Raw genomic sequence first — 16,160 nt, 5'->3', positions numbered from 1 at the left:
AGGCACTGCCGCTCCATGGCCTGAAGATTTCTTCGCGCCGTGCGCAGACTTTCGGCGATAGTAGTTCAGGGTGAGCGGGTCGCACCACGTAGAATACGTTGGAGAATCTATGAACCGGAGTACTAAGCCTCGTCCCACCCGGTAACGTCGTACGCCGGGGGCGATTCTGGCGTGCGCTCGGGGGGTCGCGGCGCCGCTTCCTCGTCCCGATCGGGATGCGTCGGAGGGCGTCGCGACCCGGCCGGCCGACCGGGTCGCGACGCATAGCCGGTGACCTGCCGTCTTTGCTCGGACCGGTCCTCGCCGGTCATCGAGGCGGAACGCAGTCTCGTCAGAGCCCGAGCTTCCAGATGGTGCGCCTGATCGGGCGAGATCGGTGGGCTCGTGTCCGGTCCTGCGCCCAGGGCGAACCGCAATCGGAGGGCACGTTCCTCTTCGGGTGCCAGCGCGCTCAACGCCGCTTCCACCTCTCCCAACAAAGCCACACTCACAGCGTCCTGCGGCATGTTTTCCTCCAATCCGGCCCCACGCCGGATGGTGTTGGCGGAGTATACGGTCGGGGTAGGTCGCCGCTTTCTCCGCGTGCCACGCGCTCTCTAAACCCTGCGACGAGCTTCGATGTTCACGACCTTCTTACCGAGGCCGTAACAGAACCGCAATATGGGAATTACCCTGTGGCGGGTCAGGGTTTGCCCGCGTCCCAGCCGGCCAGCAAGGTTAGCCGGAGCGCGTCGGCGAGCGAACTAACCCCGAGCTTCCTCATCAATCGTGCCCGGTGCGCCTCGACGGTCTTAATGCCCAGACCGAGTTCCTCCGCCATCACCTTGTTGGCTTTGCCCGAGATCAGTCCGCCGAGCACCTGTCGCTCGCGGTCTGTCAAGAGGTTGAGCCGCGCAACCGCGGCCCGTCTTTCCTGTTGCCGTCGCCGCTGTTCGAGGTCGGTGGCGATGGCATCCATAACCCTTTCGAGCAACATCTGGTCGCTGAAGGGCTTCTCGATGAAGTCGCGTGCGCCTCTTTGCAGTGCCTTCACGGCCATGGGCACTTCGGCATAGCCGGTAACGACGATGATGGGCAGTGTGCCCTGCCGTTTGGACAGCTCTTCCTGCAGTTGCAGGCCGCTCATGCCGGGCATTCGAACGTCCAGGATCAGGCAGCCGGGACGCTCCGGGTCGTATATCTCGAGGAATTCCTCGGCGGTGCCGTAGGTCTCCGCCGATAAACCGCTCGATTCGATCAGGAACCGCAGCGACCGCCGGATGGCGGCGTCGTCGTCCACGATGAACACCGTCGGTAGCGGCGATTCGGCCGGCTCACGCTGCATATGTCGCCCCGCGCTGGTTGCGGACGGTCAGCACAAAGCCGAACTCCGCTCCGCCGTCCGGCCGGGGAAGCCCGAACAGCCGTCCGCCGTGCGCCTCGACGATCGAACGACTGATCGACAGTCCCATGCCGAGCCCCTGCGGTTTGGTGGTGTAGAAAGGCTCGAACAGCAGCTCCCCGTGCTCCGGCGCGAATCCCCTTCCCTTGTCGATTACGCGCACGCACACGCCGCCGGTGCCCTCGTCCACGCCCGTCTCGACGCGTAGCACGCGCTCCCCTGCCGGGGTCGACGACATTGCCTCGAGGGCATTGCGCAACAGATTCAGGATCACCTGTTGGATCTGGATCGAGTCCACTTCCACCGCCGGCAGGCCGCGTTCGACCCTGACGTCGAGGGTCGCACCTTCCGCCGCACCCTCGGGCTCGAAGAGGCGGGTGGCTTCGCCGACCAGCTCGTTGATGTCGACCAGTTCGCGCCGCGCCGGCGCCTTGCGCACGAAGCGACGGATGCGGCGGACGATCTCTCCGGCGCGCAGCGCCTCCTTAGCGATCTGGTTCAGCGGATCGACCAGTTCGGCCGCGACCGCTTTCCCTCGCTCGATACGGCGCAGACATCCGGTTGCGAAATTGACCATTGCCTGCAGCGGTTGATTAAGCTCGTGGGCCAGAGAAGCGGCCATTTCGTCCATTGTGCCGACCCGTAGCACGTGCGCCAGTTCGGCCTGGCGCTGCCGCGCTTCGCGTTCCGCGGCCTTACGCTCGGTGATGTCGATGGCCGTTCCCAGCACGGCAACCCGGCCCTCGTATTCTATGCGCGTCAGAGTGAAATCGACCCAACGGGGCTGCCCGTCGCGCCGAACGATCTTCGCGATCGCTCGCGCGGGCACATTGGCGCCGCTGAATCGCAAGGCACTGCGAACCATCACTTGCTCGCGGAAGCGGGGATCGAAGAGCTCCCAGAAATCGATTTGCAGGAGCTCCTCGGCAGAGTACCCCGTGAGCGCCTCGGCCGCCGGGTTTACGTATGCCAACCGATTGCCCTGCTGGATGAAGATCGTTGCGGCGGTGCTCTCCGCAAGGCTGCGAAACTTCCCTTCGCTTTCTCGCAGCGCCTCCTCCGCCAGCTTGCGGGCACTGATGTCGGACATCCGCCCCCGGAAGCCGACGACCGTCCCATCCACGTGAATCGGGCGGCTGAGCGAATTTACCCAGAGCGAGCCCCCGGAGCGCTGGTGCACCTCGAACTCGGCCGGCACCGCCGCACCGCCCGCCGCCATTTCCCGCATCTCCGCTGCCAGGGCCGGGGCGTATTGCGGCAGCACGAACTCCGAGAAATGCCGGCCGACGACCTCCTCGGGATGGAACCCTGTAATCTGCCGGATGGTCGGGCTCACGTACGTAAACACGCCATCGCGATCGATCGCGAAGAGCACGTCGTTGATGTTCTCCACCAGGTCCCGGTACTTCTCCTCCGATTCGCGCAGGGCGGTCTCGGCTTGCTTGCGGGCGCCGATGTCGTCGATCTGGGAGATGAAGTAGATCGGTGTGCCGTCTTCTCGCCGGACAATGGCGACGCTCACGTGCGCCCAGAAAACCCGGCCGGACCGATGAACCAGCCGGCGCTCGGTCCGATACGAGTTCACCTCGCCCGTCACCAGGCGCCGGAGGTCCTCCATCGCCGCCGGCCGATCGTCGACGTAGATTACTTCCGCGAACGGGCGATCGAAGAGCGCATTGTCTTCATGCCCGATCAACTCCCGGAAGGCACGATTGGTCCACGTTAGCCCCGTTTGTCCGGTCAATCGTACCAGCGCCAGGCCGGAGGGAGCGTTCTCGAACGCAGTGGCGAACCGATCCTCGCTCTCGCGCAGGGCGGCTTCGGCCGCGCGCCGCTCGGTGACCTCTTCGCGTAGGAGCCGGTTGATGCGCGTAAGATCTTCGGTGACGCTCAGACGCTGCCGCGAGGACCGGAGCGCTCCCACCAGCGCACTCGCGACTGACCCGGTCGCCACGAATGTCGCCACTTGCAGGATGACCGTCCATCCCGATCCGCCCGGCATCGGCACGGCGGGTAACACAAACCCCAACGCCAATATCGTGGATACAGCGGTGGCCAGAACGCCCGGACCAATTCCTCCGGCCCACGCCGCCAGCAGCACTGCCGGCAGAAAGGTCGAAAACGGCCCCGGTAACACGACTGGACCCACCAGCAGCTTGACCCAGAGCGCCAGGCCACAAACGATCGCGGCGACGGCGTAAGTCATCCCGCGTTCCGACAGGACATGTCCCATGACCCCAGGTGAGCAAGTGTAGACCGGGTGTGGAGTTGGCCACAAGCGGAAACGGCGATTGACTCGCGGCAGTCCGCGTGGCTTCGTGCTGGCGGGTTGTTACTTGTAGGCACGCTCGAACTCGAGAGCGGATGGCAGGCGGCGCAACTCTGGAGGTCCAATGCGAACACGGACATGGGCTTGGACGGCGCTCTTTTTCATGGCCCTGGTCGGTTGCGAGGGCCGGCACGAAGGGCCGGGCGAGGTGACCCGCGCGACCGTGCCGCCGGCGGCGGTGGCCGCGCGGGGGAATGGCGACCGCGCGGCGCTAGCGCGCCTCGCGCCGGGCGCGCGGCCGCAACAGGTGCTGTTCGGCGATCTGCACGTTCATACCACCTTTTCGGTTGACGCCTTCATGATAAGCCTGCCGATGCTGCAGGGCGAGGGCAGTCATCCTCCGGCCGACGCCTGCGATTTCGCCCGTTTCTGCGCTGCCCTCGACTTCTGGAGCATCAACGACCATGCGGAGGGTATTACCCCGCGGCACTGGGAGGAGACGAAGGAGTCGATCCGCCAGTGCAACGCCGTATCGGGGGACCCGGCAAACCCCGATACGGTGGCATTCCTGGGTTGGGAGTGGACTCAAGTAGGCAACACTGCCGCAGAGCACTACGGCCACAAGAACGTGATCTTCAAGGACACCGCCGAAGACAAGGTGCCGGCCCGGCCGATCAGCGCCATCAGCCCACGCCTGGTCGGCGCACTGCTCCAGCCGCCGTCGCTCTGGCAGCGCCTGCAGTTCCCGCTGTTCGACTGGTCGAATCGGCAGCGCTACTACGACCTTGCCACCTTCCTTACCGAGCGCCGGGAAGTGCCGACGTGCGCGGAGGGGGTGGATGCCAGGCAGCTACCGGCGTCCTGCCACGAGCGCGCCCAGACCCCACAGGTGCTTTACGAAAAGCTCTCCCAACTGGGCTTCGACACGTTGGTGATTCCGCACGGTACGACCTGGGGTTTCTACACGCCGCCGGATGCCTCCTGGGATAAGCAGCTCACGGCAGCCCAACACGATCCAGAGAAGCAGACGCTGATCGAGGTGTTCTCCGGTCACGGCAATTCCGAGGAGTACCGCGACTGGCGTCCGGTGACCTTCGACGCCGCCGGCCAGGCAACCTGTCCGGCTCCGAGCCGGAACTACCTGCCGTGCTGCTGGCAAGCCGGCGAGCTCATCCGTGGGCGCTGCGGCGACGTGCCGGCGGCGGAGTGCGAACGGCGGGTCGCGGCGGCCCGCGCCAACTACCTTGCCGCCGGTGTCTCGGGGTTCCGCACGGTGCCCGGCGCGACGGTGGCGGACTGGAAGGACTGTGGCCAGTGTCGCGACTGCTTCAACCCCGCGTTCAGTTACCGTCCCGCGAGTTCGGCGCAGTATACCCTGGCCATAAGTAACTTCGACGATCCGGGCGATCCGCGCCGTTTTCGTTTCGGCTTCATCGCGTCGAGCGACAACCACAAGGCCCGCCCGGGCACCGGGTTCAAGGAGTTCGCCCGCCGGCGCATGACCGAAGCGACCGGGGCGCGCAGTGCCGCCTGGCGGCGACGCGTGCTCGGGCCGGAAGCCTCGTCGTCGCCGGAGTCGGTGCCGTTCGATCCGGCCGTCAGCACCCTGCCCGGTTTCGCCATGCTGGATACCGAACGGCAGGCGTCTTTCTTCCTGACGGGCGGTCTCGTCGCCGTACACGCCGACGGTCGCGATCGAGACGCGGTTTGGAACGCGTTGAAGCGGCGCGAAGTGTACGGCACCAGCGGCGACAGGCTGCTGCTATGGTTCGACCTCCTCAACGGTCCGAGCGGTGTCCAGCCCATGGGTTCGGAGGCCCGCCTGACCGAGCCGCCGCGCTTTCGCGTGCGCGCGGTCGGTGCCTTCAAGCAGCGGCCGGGCTGTCCCGACTACGTGCGTAACGCGCTCAGCGCGGAACGTATGGAGCACCTCTGCCGCGGCGAGTGCTACAACCCGAGCGACGAACGCAAGTCGATCGCGCGCATCGAGGTGGTGCGGATTCGGCCGCAAGTGCGGCCGGGCGAATCGGTTGGCAATCTTATCGAGGACCCGTGGCGAACGATTCAATGCGCGGCCGACCCTGCGGGTTGCGAGGTCGAGTTCACTGACCCGGACTTCGTCGCCGGTGGCCGGCCGGCCACCTACTACGTGCGCGCCGTTCAGGAGCCGTCGCCGGCGGTGAACGCCGCCAACCTGCGATGCAAGTACGATAGCCAGGGCAACTGCGTGGTTGCGTCGCCGTGTTACGGCGACTACCGTACGCCGTTCGACGACGACTGCCTGGCGGAGAACGAGGAACGGGCGTGGTCGTCGCCCATCTACCTCGCGGTTGCGAATGGAGCCTGAGCCGCACGACGCTTCCGGGCGCCGTCCGCTGCTGGTGCTGGCGGCCGGCGCCGCTGCCGGGATGATCATGGCCGCGTGGGGACTGATCGGTCCGGGCGCCTCCGGCGGCACGGCCCTGCCGGCAGGGATCGTTGCCCGCGTCAACGGCGTATCGATCGCCGCGGCCGACTACGAACGTGTGCTGGCGGCGTTGGCGCAGGACCGCCGTAATCAGTTGCAGCCGGGCGACCGTACGCTGGTACTGAACCGGCTCATCGACGAGGAGCTTCTCGTTCAACGCGGACTCGATCTCGGCTTCGCGCAACACGACGGGAAGGTGCGCAAAGATCTGAGCACGGCGGTCATCGACTCGGTGGTTGCCGAGTACGCCGACTTGCAGCCGGGCGACGACGAGTTGGAGGCCTACTACCGCACCCATCTGGATTTCTTCACCCGACCGGGCCGGCTGCGGCTGCGGCAGGTATGGGTGCGGACGCCGCCCGGCGCCGACACCGCTGCGCTGCAGGCACGCGCCAGCGAGGCGGCGCGCCGGCTGCGGGCCGGCGAGGACTTTGCGAGTGTGCGTGCGACCCTCGGCGACGCCGAGATCTCGCCCGTTCCCGACACGTTGCTGCCGGTCGGGAAGCTCAGCGACTATCTCGGACCGACGGTGGTGCGCAGTGTCCTCGGCCAGCCGGCAGGTACGATTACGGAACCGACCCGTTCGGGCACCGGCTTTCACGTGCTGGAGGTGATCGAGGTGGAGCAGGACTCGGCGCCGCCGTTTGCCGAGATCAAGTCGCAGGTGGCCAACGAGATGCGCCGTCGCGAAGCCGAAAGCGCTCTGCGCCGCTACCTCGACGACCTGCGCGAACGTGCCGACGTCGCTGTGGTCGAGACGCTGCCATGAGGCTTACCGCGTGCGGCCGCGGTGGGCTTGTCGGCCTTGTGGCACTGGCGGTCGCCGGGGTGGCGACCGCGCACGAACGAACGACCTCTTATTCGACGTGGGACGTTCGCGGCGACACGGCGCATGTGACGGTCAGGCTGTCGGAGCTGGACGCCTCGCACTTCTCCTGGGGATCCCAGCCCGGCCCCGAGCGCGAGCTGCGACTGGGGGAGTATCTGGCCGAACGGCTCCAGCTCGTTGCCGCCGGGCGATCGTGTGCGGTCAGCGACGGCCCGCGGGAGCTCCGTGCTCCGTCGGGTCGTCTGGCTTTCGAGTGGCGTGTCGACTGTCCGGCGGAAGCGCCGCTCGAGGTCCGCAGCGCGGTGCTCTTCGAGGTCGCCCCTTCGCACCTGCACTTCGTGCGCCTGCGGCGCGACGGCGGCCCGCTGCACGAGCGGGTGCTCTCGGATACGGAAAGAGTATGGTCGCTTGGCGAGGCCGCGGCGTCCGGGGGTGGCAGCGCGGAATCGGGTACGGGCGGTACGACGTTCTGGGGGTACCTGCGGCTGGGTGTCGAGCACATTCTCGAGGGCTACGATCATCTTGCCTTCTTGCTGGCGTTGCTGCTCGTCGGCAGTGCGCTGCGCGATGTGGTGACGATAGTCACCGGCTTCACGGCGGCGCATAGCATCACGCTCGGGCTATCGGCGTTTGGCATCCTGCAGCCGGCGGCCGCGCCGGTCGAGGCGCTGATCGGGCTGTCGATCGCGATGGTTGCGGCAGAAAACGTCTGGCTGGTGGGCGATCGCGGTCCGCTGGTGCCGGTGGTCATTGCGGCCACCCTGGCACTGCTGGCCGGTGTTGCCGTGGCCGGGTTCGGGCGCGTGCCGGCGATCAGCCTGACCGGTCTGGCGCTGTTCACGTTGTGCTATTTCGGGATGCTGCACCGCTCTGCCCACGCGAGTCACTTGCGCTGGGCGATTGCGTTCATCTTCGGCCTGATCCACGGCTTCGGTTTCGCCGCAGTGCTCGGCGAAGCGGGTCTGCCCCCGCACCGCGCCGTGGCCGCCCTGTTTGGGTTCAACGCCGGCGTCGAGGTCGGGCAATTAGCCGTGGTCGCGGCGGTCTGGCCGCTGCTGCGGTGGGGCACCACGGCACGGGCGGGCCGCTTTCGCGTCGGAATCATCGAAGGCGGCTCGGCCGCGGTGCTCGCCCTCGGCGTGTTCTGGTTCGTCAGTCGGGCCTACGGCTGAGACCTTTGCGTTCAGGCGGAGGTCTTTACCCGCGCGATGAGCAATCGATACTCGGGCAGCTCGCTGACGGCATGGATGAGGCGGTCGACCTCGACCGGCTTCCGCAGGAAGGCGACGGCACCCGACTTGTAGCTGCGCAGCATGTCCTCGTCGCTAGCCGATCCCGTCAAGACGATCACCGGTATGTGTCGCAGGCGGCGATCGCTCCAGATGCGCTCCAGCACCTCGCGGCCATGCATGCCCGGCAGGCCGAGATCGAGAAGAATGAACCCGACCTCCTCGGTTTCGTTCAGCGCCTGCCGGTAGAGGAGGTCGAGAGCCTGTTCGCCGTTGGTCACGAGGGTCAGTTCGTTGCCGATGTGCGCACGGGCGAGAGCCCGGCGGGTCAGCTCGGCGTCGTCGGCGTTGTCCTCGACCAGTAGCAGCCGTGGAATGCCGATCGGTACGGTCCTGTGAGCATCTGCCATATGTCACCCGACACAAAATTGCGCCGCCCACCCGCCTGCGGCCACTACCCGACAAGATGCTGAAACGACTTGCCTTCCGTGTCAACCGCGAGTGTAGACTCGTACCCCGGCAGGCTGCGGGTTGCGATGGCGCCGGGTCATATTGTCGTTTCGGCCATCGCGTGTCCGGGGCCACCATTCCTGGCTGACGAATTCATTTGACCGGCCGCGACAACTGAGGAACAAGAGCGCAGAGAGGCAGCGAAACATCCACTCCCGGGCGGTGGTTGCGCGCGTACCGGGCATGACTGGGGGAAGGCATGAGAGTGATTCCGGATCGCTTCGTAGATTGCGTGCTATGCGCCGCCTTGCTGGTCGGCCAATGCGCTGCCGCGCAGGCAGTCGACGTTGGGATGCCAGGCGGGGTTACCGTGGTCAAGCTGGGAAACGTGACCCGGTTCGTTGCCAAGAGCGCGTCGGGCTTCCCGTTGCCGGCGCCCGGATCGGCGGAAGACCCGACCACAGGCGGCGCCGAACTGCGGTTCTTCGACACGGCACTGGGTGGGGCGACGCGGGCGACCTTCGAACTTGACGCCTCGGGATGGAAGGGACTGGGCCGCCCGGCGGGCTCCAAAGGGTACCGCTACAAGGGCAGGGACGATGCCACCGGTGGCGCCTGCACGAGCGTCGTCATCAAGGAGAAAACAATCAAGGCAGTGTGCAAGGGAACCCCGGTAACGCTCTCGCCGCCCTTCGCGTCGACGGAGGGCATAGTCCTCGGACTGCCGGCGGGTACGGCGGCGCTGCGTTACTGCGCCGAGTTCGGCGGCGAAGAAAAGAAGAACGACGCGGTGCAGATGCGACGCACGACGGCGCCGGCGCCGGCCGTCTGTCCGGAACCTCCGGTCGGCGGGTTGGACCCGAACGACGTCCTTGCGCTGTCTGCCGACGCACTGCAGGGCCGCAACAACAACACCGCCGGCTCCGTGGCCGCCCAGCAGATTCTCATCGACGCGCTGCGCGAGTTCGCCGTTGGCCTGAACTACTCGCAGACCGGCGACGATGCGTTCAAACAGCCCTTCGTGCAGGGCGGGCAAGTGGGCACCAATGTCGTGGCGGTCATACCGGGCAGCGATCTGGCTAACGAGTACGTGGTCGTCGGTGGCCACTACGATCATGTGGGCGCTTGCACGAGCCTCGTTGCGGGTGACGTCGTTTGCAACGGGGCAACCGACAACGCCGCCGGCGCGGCCGCAGTTCTTACCGTCGGTCGCGCCATCGCGGCGCTGCCGGTGCCGCCGCGGCGGTCGGTCGTTCTGGCGTTGTGGGACGCCGAGGAGGACGGTCTGCTCGGCTCGCTCTACTATGCGAACAACCCGCTGGTACCGCTCATGCAGACGGTGGCCTACGTCAACTTCGACATCCAGGGCGCCAACCTCCTCCCCAGCCTGAAACGCTATACATTCGCCGTCGGTCCGGAAACCGGGGGCACGGCGATGGGGACGCTGCTTGGGCAGGCGGCTAGCGGCACGAATCTCGACCTGCGTTCGCTGAGCTACATTTTCGGGCAGGGGCGCAGCGACTTCGTCAACTTCGTCAATTCGGGCGTGCCGACGGTGTTCTTCACCGACTCCACCGGCCCCTGTTACCACACCTCCGGGGACGACGCGTCGGTGGTCGACTTCGGCAAACTCGAAAAACAGACGCGCGTTGCCTACGAGCTGGCTCTAGCGCTGGCAAATGCGGCCAGTCCGCCGGCGTTCGTGGCGCCGTCGCCGGCGCTGGCCACTTACGCCGATGCCGTTGCCATTGACGAGCTTCTTACCGCGGCGCTTGCCGACCTCTCCATGTTTTCCGCCGCCGACCAGCTTCTGCTCACGGGGGCCCAGGTGGAGATCGCCGCTATTGTTGCCGCGGGACCGGGTAACTTCGACTCCGCCGACGTGTTAACCCTGCTGCTCGACACGCTCGACCTGGTCGACGCCCTCACGCGCACTGAGTGCGACGGATTTCGGTGATCTCGACGGCGTTGTCCGGATACCCCGGAGCGGTGTGAGCTGCCGGAGTCCGGCGGCGAAGACCGCACTCGTGATAAGAGGGTGCGATGGATTCGGAACGGCTCTCCACCGGTCAGATCGTCAGCTATTCGTTGCCCGCGCTCGGTACGAGCCTCGTACTGCTCAGCATCGCCATCTACCTGCCGAACTATTACACCGACGAACTCGGCCTGTCGGCGGGCATGCTGAGCTGGGTGTTGATGGCGGGGCGCCTGTGGGATGCCGTTACCGACCCGGTCATGGGGCATATTTCCGACCGCACCCGCTCGCGCTGGGGTCGGCGGCGACCGTATTTTCTGCTCAGCGCCCTGCCCATCTGGATCGTGTTCTACTTCACCTGGGCGCCGATTCCTGGACTGACCCCGCTGGGAATCTTTGTGCAGTTGCTGCTCTGCTACCTGGTGCTGTTCACCTTCTGGACCGTGTTCTGGGTGCCGTACATCTCGCTCGGAATGGAGCTGACGCCGAACTATCACGAGCGCACGCGCCTGTTCGGGATGCGCCAGGGTTTCTACCTGCTCGGCGTGGCTCTGGGCATGCTCGCGCCGGAAGCCTTTGCGAAGGCGGCGGGCGGGCCACGGGCCGGCTATCCGACCATGGCGATCGTGTTCGGTGGGCTTGCCTGCGGGCTCATTATCGTGGCCTTCGTGCGGGTCCGCGAGCGCCTCGAAGACGCGCACGCCGGACACTACCCGTTCGTGGAGGGCCTGCGCGTCACCTTTCGCAATCGCGCCTTCGTGATCCTCATGCTCACCTATCTGATCGCCCTCGTGGGCGGCAGTTTCATCGCGCCGCTGACGTTGTACGTCGCCAAGTACGTGATCAAGGCGCGCGAGATTGTACCCGTGGTCATGCTGGCGTATCTCGCCGGGTCGGTGGTCGCGATTCCCGTGTGGGTGCGGCTGTCGAATCGATTCGGCAAGAACCGAACGTGGACGGCGGGAATGCTACTGGCGACCGCCGTTTACGCCACTTCCTTCTATTACCACGAAGGGACGTGGCTTCTCTGGATCTTTCTCGCCGCGGTCATAGGGGCGGCGAACGGGTGTACGGCGACATTGGGGCCGTCGCTGTCGGCGGATGTCATCGACTCCGACGAACTCGAGACGGGCCGCCGCCGCGAAGGGGCGTTCATGGGCATCTGGTCGTTTATGGACAAGGCCGCCATCGGGATCGCCATATTCATCGGCATGCAGGCCCTCGACTTGATGGGTTACGTGCCGAATCAAGATCAGAGCGAGGCGGTTATCTTCGGAATCAAGTTCCTCTACTGCCTGCTGCCGGCAGGCTGTCACCTCGCCGCGGTGATCCTGTTCCGGGGTTTTCCGATAAACGCCGAGGTTCACGCCGAGATCCGCGCCCAGCTCGACGCGCGGGCGGCCGCGCGTCGTGCGAGTTCGCCGTGACGTGGGCGCGGCCGGAGGCGGGATGAAAGGAGCGCCTCGCTTCATTGACCGGCACCGGGCCTATACGGGATCACGCGGCGGCCGCACCCCACCGGCCCTTGAGCAGGCTGCGGGCGATGCTGACACGCTGGATCTCGGAGGTTCCTTCGACGATGGTCAGCACACGGCTCTGGCGGTACACCCGTTCGATGCCGCCCTCGCGCAGACAGCCGGCGCCACCGTGGATCTGAATCGCTTCGTAGGCGGCGCGATTGACCAGCTCGCTGCAGAACAACTTGGTCATCGCCGCCTCCGTGCGTACCTCGATGCCCTGGTCGCGCATCCACGCCGCACGGAAGACCATCGACTCGGCGGCGTAGAGTTCGGTTGCCATGTCGGCAAGTTTGGCCTGGATGAGTTGGTTGTCGCCGATCGGCGCGCCGAACTGGCGGCGTTCGCGCGCGTAAGTCGTGCTCGCGCCGAGCAGCCGGCGAGTAATGCCGACCGCCGCCGCTCCGAGTTTGATGCGGTTGGTGTTGATCCAGTCGAGCGCCAGCAGCAGGCCGAGACCTTCCTGACCGAGGATGTTTTCGGTCCGGACCTCGCAGTCCTGCAGAACCAGCTCGCCTTGAAACCCGTGAAAGCCCATGCACGTGTGCGGTCGAACCGGTCCGTACCCGGGCGTGTCGCGGTCGACGAGAAAGCAGGTGATGCCGCCGCGCGCTCCGAGGTTGGGGTCGGTAACGGCAAAGACCATGGCAAAGTCGGCCTGGACGGCATTGGTGATAATGCTCTTGGTGCCGTTCAGGCGATAGCCGCGGGCGGTCTTCTGGGCGCGCATCTGCAGGGCGCCGGCATCCGAGCCGGCCCCCGGCTCGGTGAGCGCGAAGCAGGTCGAGGTCTCGCCGCGGACCAGAGGCAACAGGTACCTCTCGCGCTGCGCCGGGGTGCACGCGAGCAGCACCGAGGTCGGCCCGCCGGGACCACCGAGGACATCGTCGAAGAACACGGTGTCGTGCGAATGGGCTTCCATTTCCAGCCTGCACCGGGTGGAGAAGGGCAGGCCGCCGCCACCCACCTCCGCGGGCAAATCGGCAGCGTAAAGGCCGAGTTCCTTGGACCGCGTCCGTACGTGTTGGCGCAGCTCGTCCGGCGGGGCCACGTCGGGTTCGAGCTTCTCGCGCCGCTGCAGGGGGATCAACTCCTCGCGCAGGAAGCGCCGCAGCGTCTCGGTGAGCATGCGCACGTCGTCACTCGTCTCGTAATGCATCTCAGTCCTCCTTGAGAATGGCGAGCCGGCGGACGCACGGCTCGCCTTGTGCTTTGCGACACGGCTCGGTGGCGGGCTCCGCGGCAAGCGGCATCCCGGCCCCGAAGTGCCATCCGTAAAACCGATCGAAGGCCGCGCATTCGTACCGGTCGGCGACGCCGGCCCGCACGATGCGCTCGTGAATGAAGCAACGCTCGACGCTGACCTCGTAGGCCCGGTCGTCGAGCGGAACGAACCGCACCTCGATATCGGGGGGTGTGGTGAGGATCGCCGAACAGCCGTCGTTGAGCAGCTCGATCATGTCGTCGATGGACTGCGCCGGGCCGCGGTCGAGCGCCCGCAATAGGCGGTGCGCCTCGACGCGTCCCTGGTGGCGCAGGATCTCGCGATTCAGCCGGTTGGCGACCTCGATGCCGAAGGCGTCGCTGACCGCGCGAAACCAGAGCGCGTCGTGCGTGTACCAGCAGCGGCGCAACAACGCCTCGCGTTCGTCAGCGGGGATTGCGGGCTTTGACACGACTGGACCTCCTTTGCTCCGGCTTGGGCGGCGGAGCTGCGGCAGGGCCGGCCGGCGTGGTTAGCCAGTCGAGCGCCGCGGTCACCATGAGATCGGAGACAAGGCGCCCGTCGGCGGTGCGTTCGAGACCCAGCAGGCGCACCAGCGTGAGGGTGAAGCCGATGCCGTTCAGGATCCATCCCGCCGCCAGCGGGTCCACGTTCTCACGGACGCGTCCCTGCGCCTGTTCCGCCGCGACGGCGCCCGCGAGAAAGTCCACATAGGCGCGATGGTTCTCGCGCAGCGCGAAGGCGAGATGGGGATCTTCCGACTCGGCCAACGCCTGGAATTGCACGGCAAGGGCGTCGTGATGATCGTGCACGCCCTGCAGATAGGTGCGCGCCAGGCGTTCGAGCCGACCTCCGCGAGTCGTTTCCCGCGTGCGGGCTGCCGCACCCGCCGGCCGCCGTGCCGGCGCCGCGGCGGGTCGCTCCGCGTCGTCAGCCGACCAGTTCTCGAGCACGCGCGTGCCGAGGCGTCGCAGGACGCGCTCGAACAGGTCCTTCTTGCTGGCGAAGCGCTTGTAGATCATCGCCTCCGAGATCCCGGCCTCGCTGGCGATCGCCGCGGTACCCGCACGCCGGTAACCGAGCCGTGCGAACACTCGTGTGGCCGCCTGCAGGATTTGCTTTTCGCGTTCCTCCGCCGGCAAGCGCGTCCGTCTTGCCTTGGGTACCATGGGCTTCGCCTGCGCCATAAGTAAGTGGGCACTTACTTATGAAATAGCGACGCGAAGGTCAAGCCCCCTCGTGCGCACGATGGGATGGCGCGTCCGGCGCCGAACCCGGGCGCGCCGACAAGCGCGCCGCGGTCGGTTCGGTGGACCCGAGGCGGCTTGCCCATCGGGCGTTTGGGGGCGGCGGCGGTGGCCGCTCTTTTCGTTATGAGGGCTGCTGGGTGGAATGCCGGCCGTACTCGGAGGCCAGCACGCGGGTGCGCCGGAACCACACGACCACAAGGGTCAGGGCGACGGCGATCAAGCCGGTGCAAAGGCCGACCCACAGGCCGCGCACGCCCCAGTCGAGCCGAAAACACAGAGCGTACCCGAGCGGCAGGCCGATACCCCAGTGCGCCACCAGATTGGAAAGCATCGGGGTGCGCGTATCGCCGGTACCGCGCAGCGCACCCGTGGCGACGACCTGCAGGCCGTCGAAGAGCTGGAATACGGCGGCAATGCCGAGCAAGGATACACCGACCGCGATCACCGCGGCCTCGGTGGTGAAGGCGCGGACCAGCGCGTGCGGCACGGCGACAAAGGTCAAGCCGGCGACGCTCATGAACGCCGCGCCGAGCATGAGCGCCGTCCAACCGGCGCGCGCGGCGCCGGCCGCGTCGGCACGGCCGAGGGCGTGGCCGACGCGCACCGCTGCCGCCGACGAGACCCCAAGGGGCACCATGAACGTGAATGCGGCGATGCTGAGCGCCACTTGATGGCCGGCAAGCGTATCCGGAGAAAGCCGCGCCGCCAGCAACGCCGCCGCCGCAAACACGCCCATTTCCAGAAGGATCTGCAGTGCCGCGGGCCATCCGAGGCGCGCGATCTCGGCGAGACGGGCGAACTCCGGTCGATACGAGACGCCTCGGCCCGCCCCCGTCCGCGACTCGTGTCGGAGCAGGTAGATGAGCAGGTAAAGGAACATGTACACCCGCGACGCGCAGGTGGCCCAGCCTGCCCCTTCGGCACCCAGAGCCGGCAGCCCGAAGTGGCCGAAAATCAAAGCCCAGGCGGCACCCGCGTTGATCGCATTGGCGCTCAGAAGCGCCACCATGATCGGGCGCACCGCGCCGATCGCCTGCAGGTAGCGCCGCAGGGCGGCGTAGAGCAGCAGGGGCAGCGTGCTCCAGGCGAGCGCACGCAGATATGGCACCGCTTCGCGCGCCACCTCGGGGCGTACGCCGAACGACTCCAGCCGCGGCAGCAGAGACATGAGGATGACGCCGAGCAGTGCCGAGATCGTCACGCTGACGTAGACCCCTTGCACCAGCGCCCGCCGTCCCTCTTCGGGTTGCCCCTCGCCGACCGCGCGCGCCACCAGGTAGTCGAGACCGAGCAGCATGCCCATGCCGGTAACGGCTACGGTGTAGAAGATGTGGCTGCCGATGCTCACCGCACCGATCGCCGCGGCGCTCACGCGTCCGACCAGCATGGTGTCAACCAACCCCATGCTCATCCAGCCGATCTCCGCCAGCACCACCGGCCCCGCCAGCCGCAGCATCGGCCGCAACTCGGTGCGCAGTCCGGAGCGCACTTGCCCGTATCGGGAGGTCAGCGACATCGGCCAGCGACGATAGCACCGTGTCGGGTGCTCCCAAGAGGCAGCGGCCGAT

The 16,160-nt window shown here is 66.8% G+C and carries 13 protein-coding genes; 5 read left to right on the top strand and 8 right to left on the bottom strand.

Annotated features, from left to right (window positions below):
* Window positions 1–122: 122 nt before the first annotated feature.
* From L6Q96_08120 to L6Q96_08110, 3 genes are all read right to left on the bottom strand, one after another.
* Window positions 123–506 carry a hypothetical protein gene (locus L6Q96_08120; protein ID MCK6554535.1) on the bottom strand — a complete coding sequence of 128 codons (384 nt, stop codon included), beginning with the start codon at window positions 504–506 and terminating at the stop codon, window positions 123–125.
* 176 nt (window positions 507–682) lie between these two features.
* Complete coding sequence (locus L6Q96_08115) at window positions 683–1,324, bottom strand: response regulator (protein MCK6554534.1); 642 nt, start codon at window positions 1,322–1,324, stop codon at window positions 683–685.
* Window positions 1,314–3,587, bottom strand: coding sequence for a PAS domain S-box protein (locus L6Q96_08110; GenBank protein ID MCK6554533.1), 2,274 nt, complete (start codon window positions 3,585–3,587; stop codon window positions 1,314–1,316). Before L6Q96_08110 ends, L6Q96_08115 begins: the two co-directional genes overlap by 11 nt.
* Window positions 3,588–3,774: 187 nt before the next feature.
* On the opposite strand from L6Q96_08110, the gene L6Q96_08105 reads away from it, so the two are divergent.
* From L6Q96_08105 to L6Q96_08095, 3 genes are read left to right on the top strand one after another with little or no spacing between them, the layout of a single operon-like run.
* A complete protein-coding gene (locus L6Q96_08105) occupies window positions 3,775–5,997 on the top strand; it encodes a DUF3604 domain-containing protein (GenBank protein MCK6554532.1) in 2,223 nt (740 codons plus the stop codon).
* Window positions 5,987–6,886 carry a peptidylprolyl isomerase gene (locus L6Q96_08100; protein ID MCK6554531.1) on the top strand — a complete coding sequence of 300 codons (900 nt, stop codon included), beginning with the start codon at window positions 5,987–5,989 and terminating at the stop codon, window positions 6,884–6,886. The genes L6Q96_08105 and L6Q96_08100 overlap by 11 nt, the downstream gene beginning before the upstream one ends.
* Window positions 6,883–8,118 (top strand): HupE/UreJ family protein, encoded by a 1,236-nt coding sequence (locus L6Q96_08095; GenBank protein ID MCK6554530.1) that lies wholly within the window; start codon window positions 6,883–6,885, stop codon window positions 8,116–8,118. The genes L6Q96_08100 and L6Q96_08095 overlap by 4 nt, the downstream gene beginning before the upstream one ends.
* Window positions 8,119–8,129: 11 nt before the next feature.
* Here the strand turns inward: L6Q96_08095 and L6Q96_08090 are convergent, their stop codons facing one another.
* Window positions 8,130–8,585: a response regulator gene (locus L6Q96_08090; protein ID MCK6554529.1), complete on the bottom strand. Its 456-nt coding sequence runs from the start codon at window positions 8,583–8,585 to the stop codon at window positions 8,130–8,132.
* 299 nt (window positions 8,586–8,884) lie between these two features.
* Between L6Q96_08090 and L6Q96_08085 the strand changes: the two genes are divergently transcribed.
* Window positions 8,885–10,582, top strand: a complete 1,698-nt coding sequence (locus L6Q96_08085) for a M28 family peptidase (protein MCK6554528.1) — start codon at window positions 8,885–8,887, stop codon at window positions 10,580–10,582.
* 86 nt (window positions 10,583–10,668) lie between these two features.
* Window positions 10,669–12,027, top strand: a complete 1,359-nt coding sequence (locus tag L6Q96_08080; GenBank protein ID MCK6554527.1) for an MFS transporter — start codon at window positions 10,669–10,671, stop codon at window positions 12,025–12,027.
* Window positions 12,028–12,097: 70 nt separating this feature from the next.
* Here the strand turns inward: L6Q96_08080 and L6Q96_08075 are convergent, their stop codons facing one another.
* The 4 genes from L6Q96_08075 to L6Q96_08060 all read right to left on the bottom strand — a co-directional run bounded on the left by L6Q96_08075 (window position 12,098) and on the right by L6Q96_08060 (window position 16,108).
* Window positions 12,098–13,276 (bottom strand): acyl-CoA dehydrogenase family protein, encoded by a 1,179-nt coding sequence (locus L6Q96_08075; GenBank protein ID MCK6554526.1) that lies wholly within the window; start codon window positions 13,274–13,276, stop codon window positions 12,098–12,100.
* Window position 13,277: 1 nt separating this feature from the next.
* The gene (locus L6Q96_08070) at window positions 13,278–13,793 is read right to left on the bottom strand and encodes an L-2-amino-thiazoline-4-carboxylic acid hydrolase (protein ID MCK6554525.1); all 516 of its coding nucleotides are present in this window, start codon (window positions 13,791–13,793) and stop codon (window positions 13,278–13,280) included.
* Entirely contained in the window at window positions 13,768–14,511 is a 744-nt protein-coding gene (locus L6Q96_08065; protein MCK6554524.1) for a TetR/AcrR family transcriptional regulator, read from the bottom strand. The genes L6Q96_08070 and L6Q96_08065 overlap by 26 nt, the downstream gene beginning before the upstream one ends.
* 202 nt (window positions 14,512–14,713) lie before the next feature.
* Complete coding sequence (locus L6Q96_08060) at window positions 14,714–16,108, bottom strand: MATE family efflux transporter (GenBank protein MCK6554523.1); 1,395 nt, start codon at window positions 16,106–16,108, stop codon at window positions 14,714–14,716.
* Between the last annotated feature and the right edge of the window lie 52 nt (window positions 16,109–16,160).

The organism is Candidatus Binatia bacterium (assembly GCA_023150935.1).
Lineage (GTDB): Bacteria > Desulfobacterota > Binatia > HRBIN30 > HRBIN30 > JAKLJW01.
This window is presented reverse-complemented; position numbering and strand designations above follow the sequence as displayed.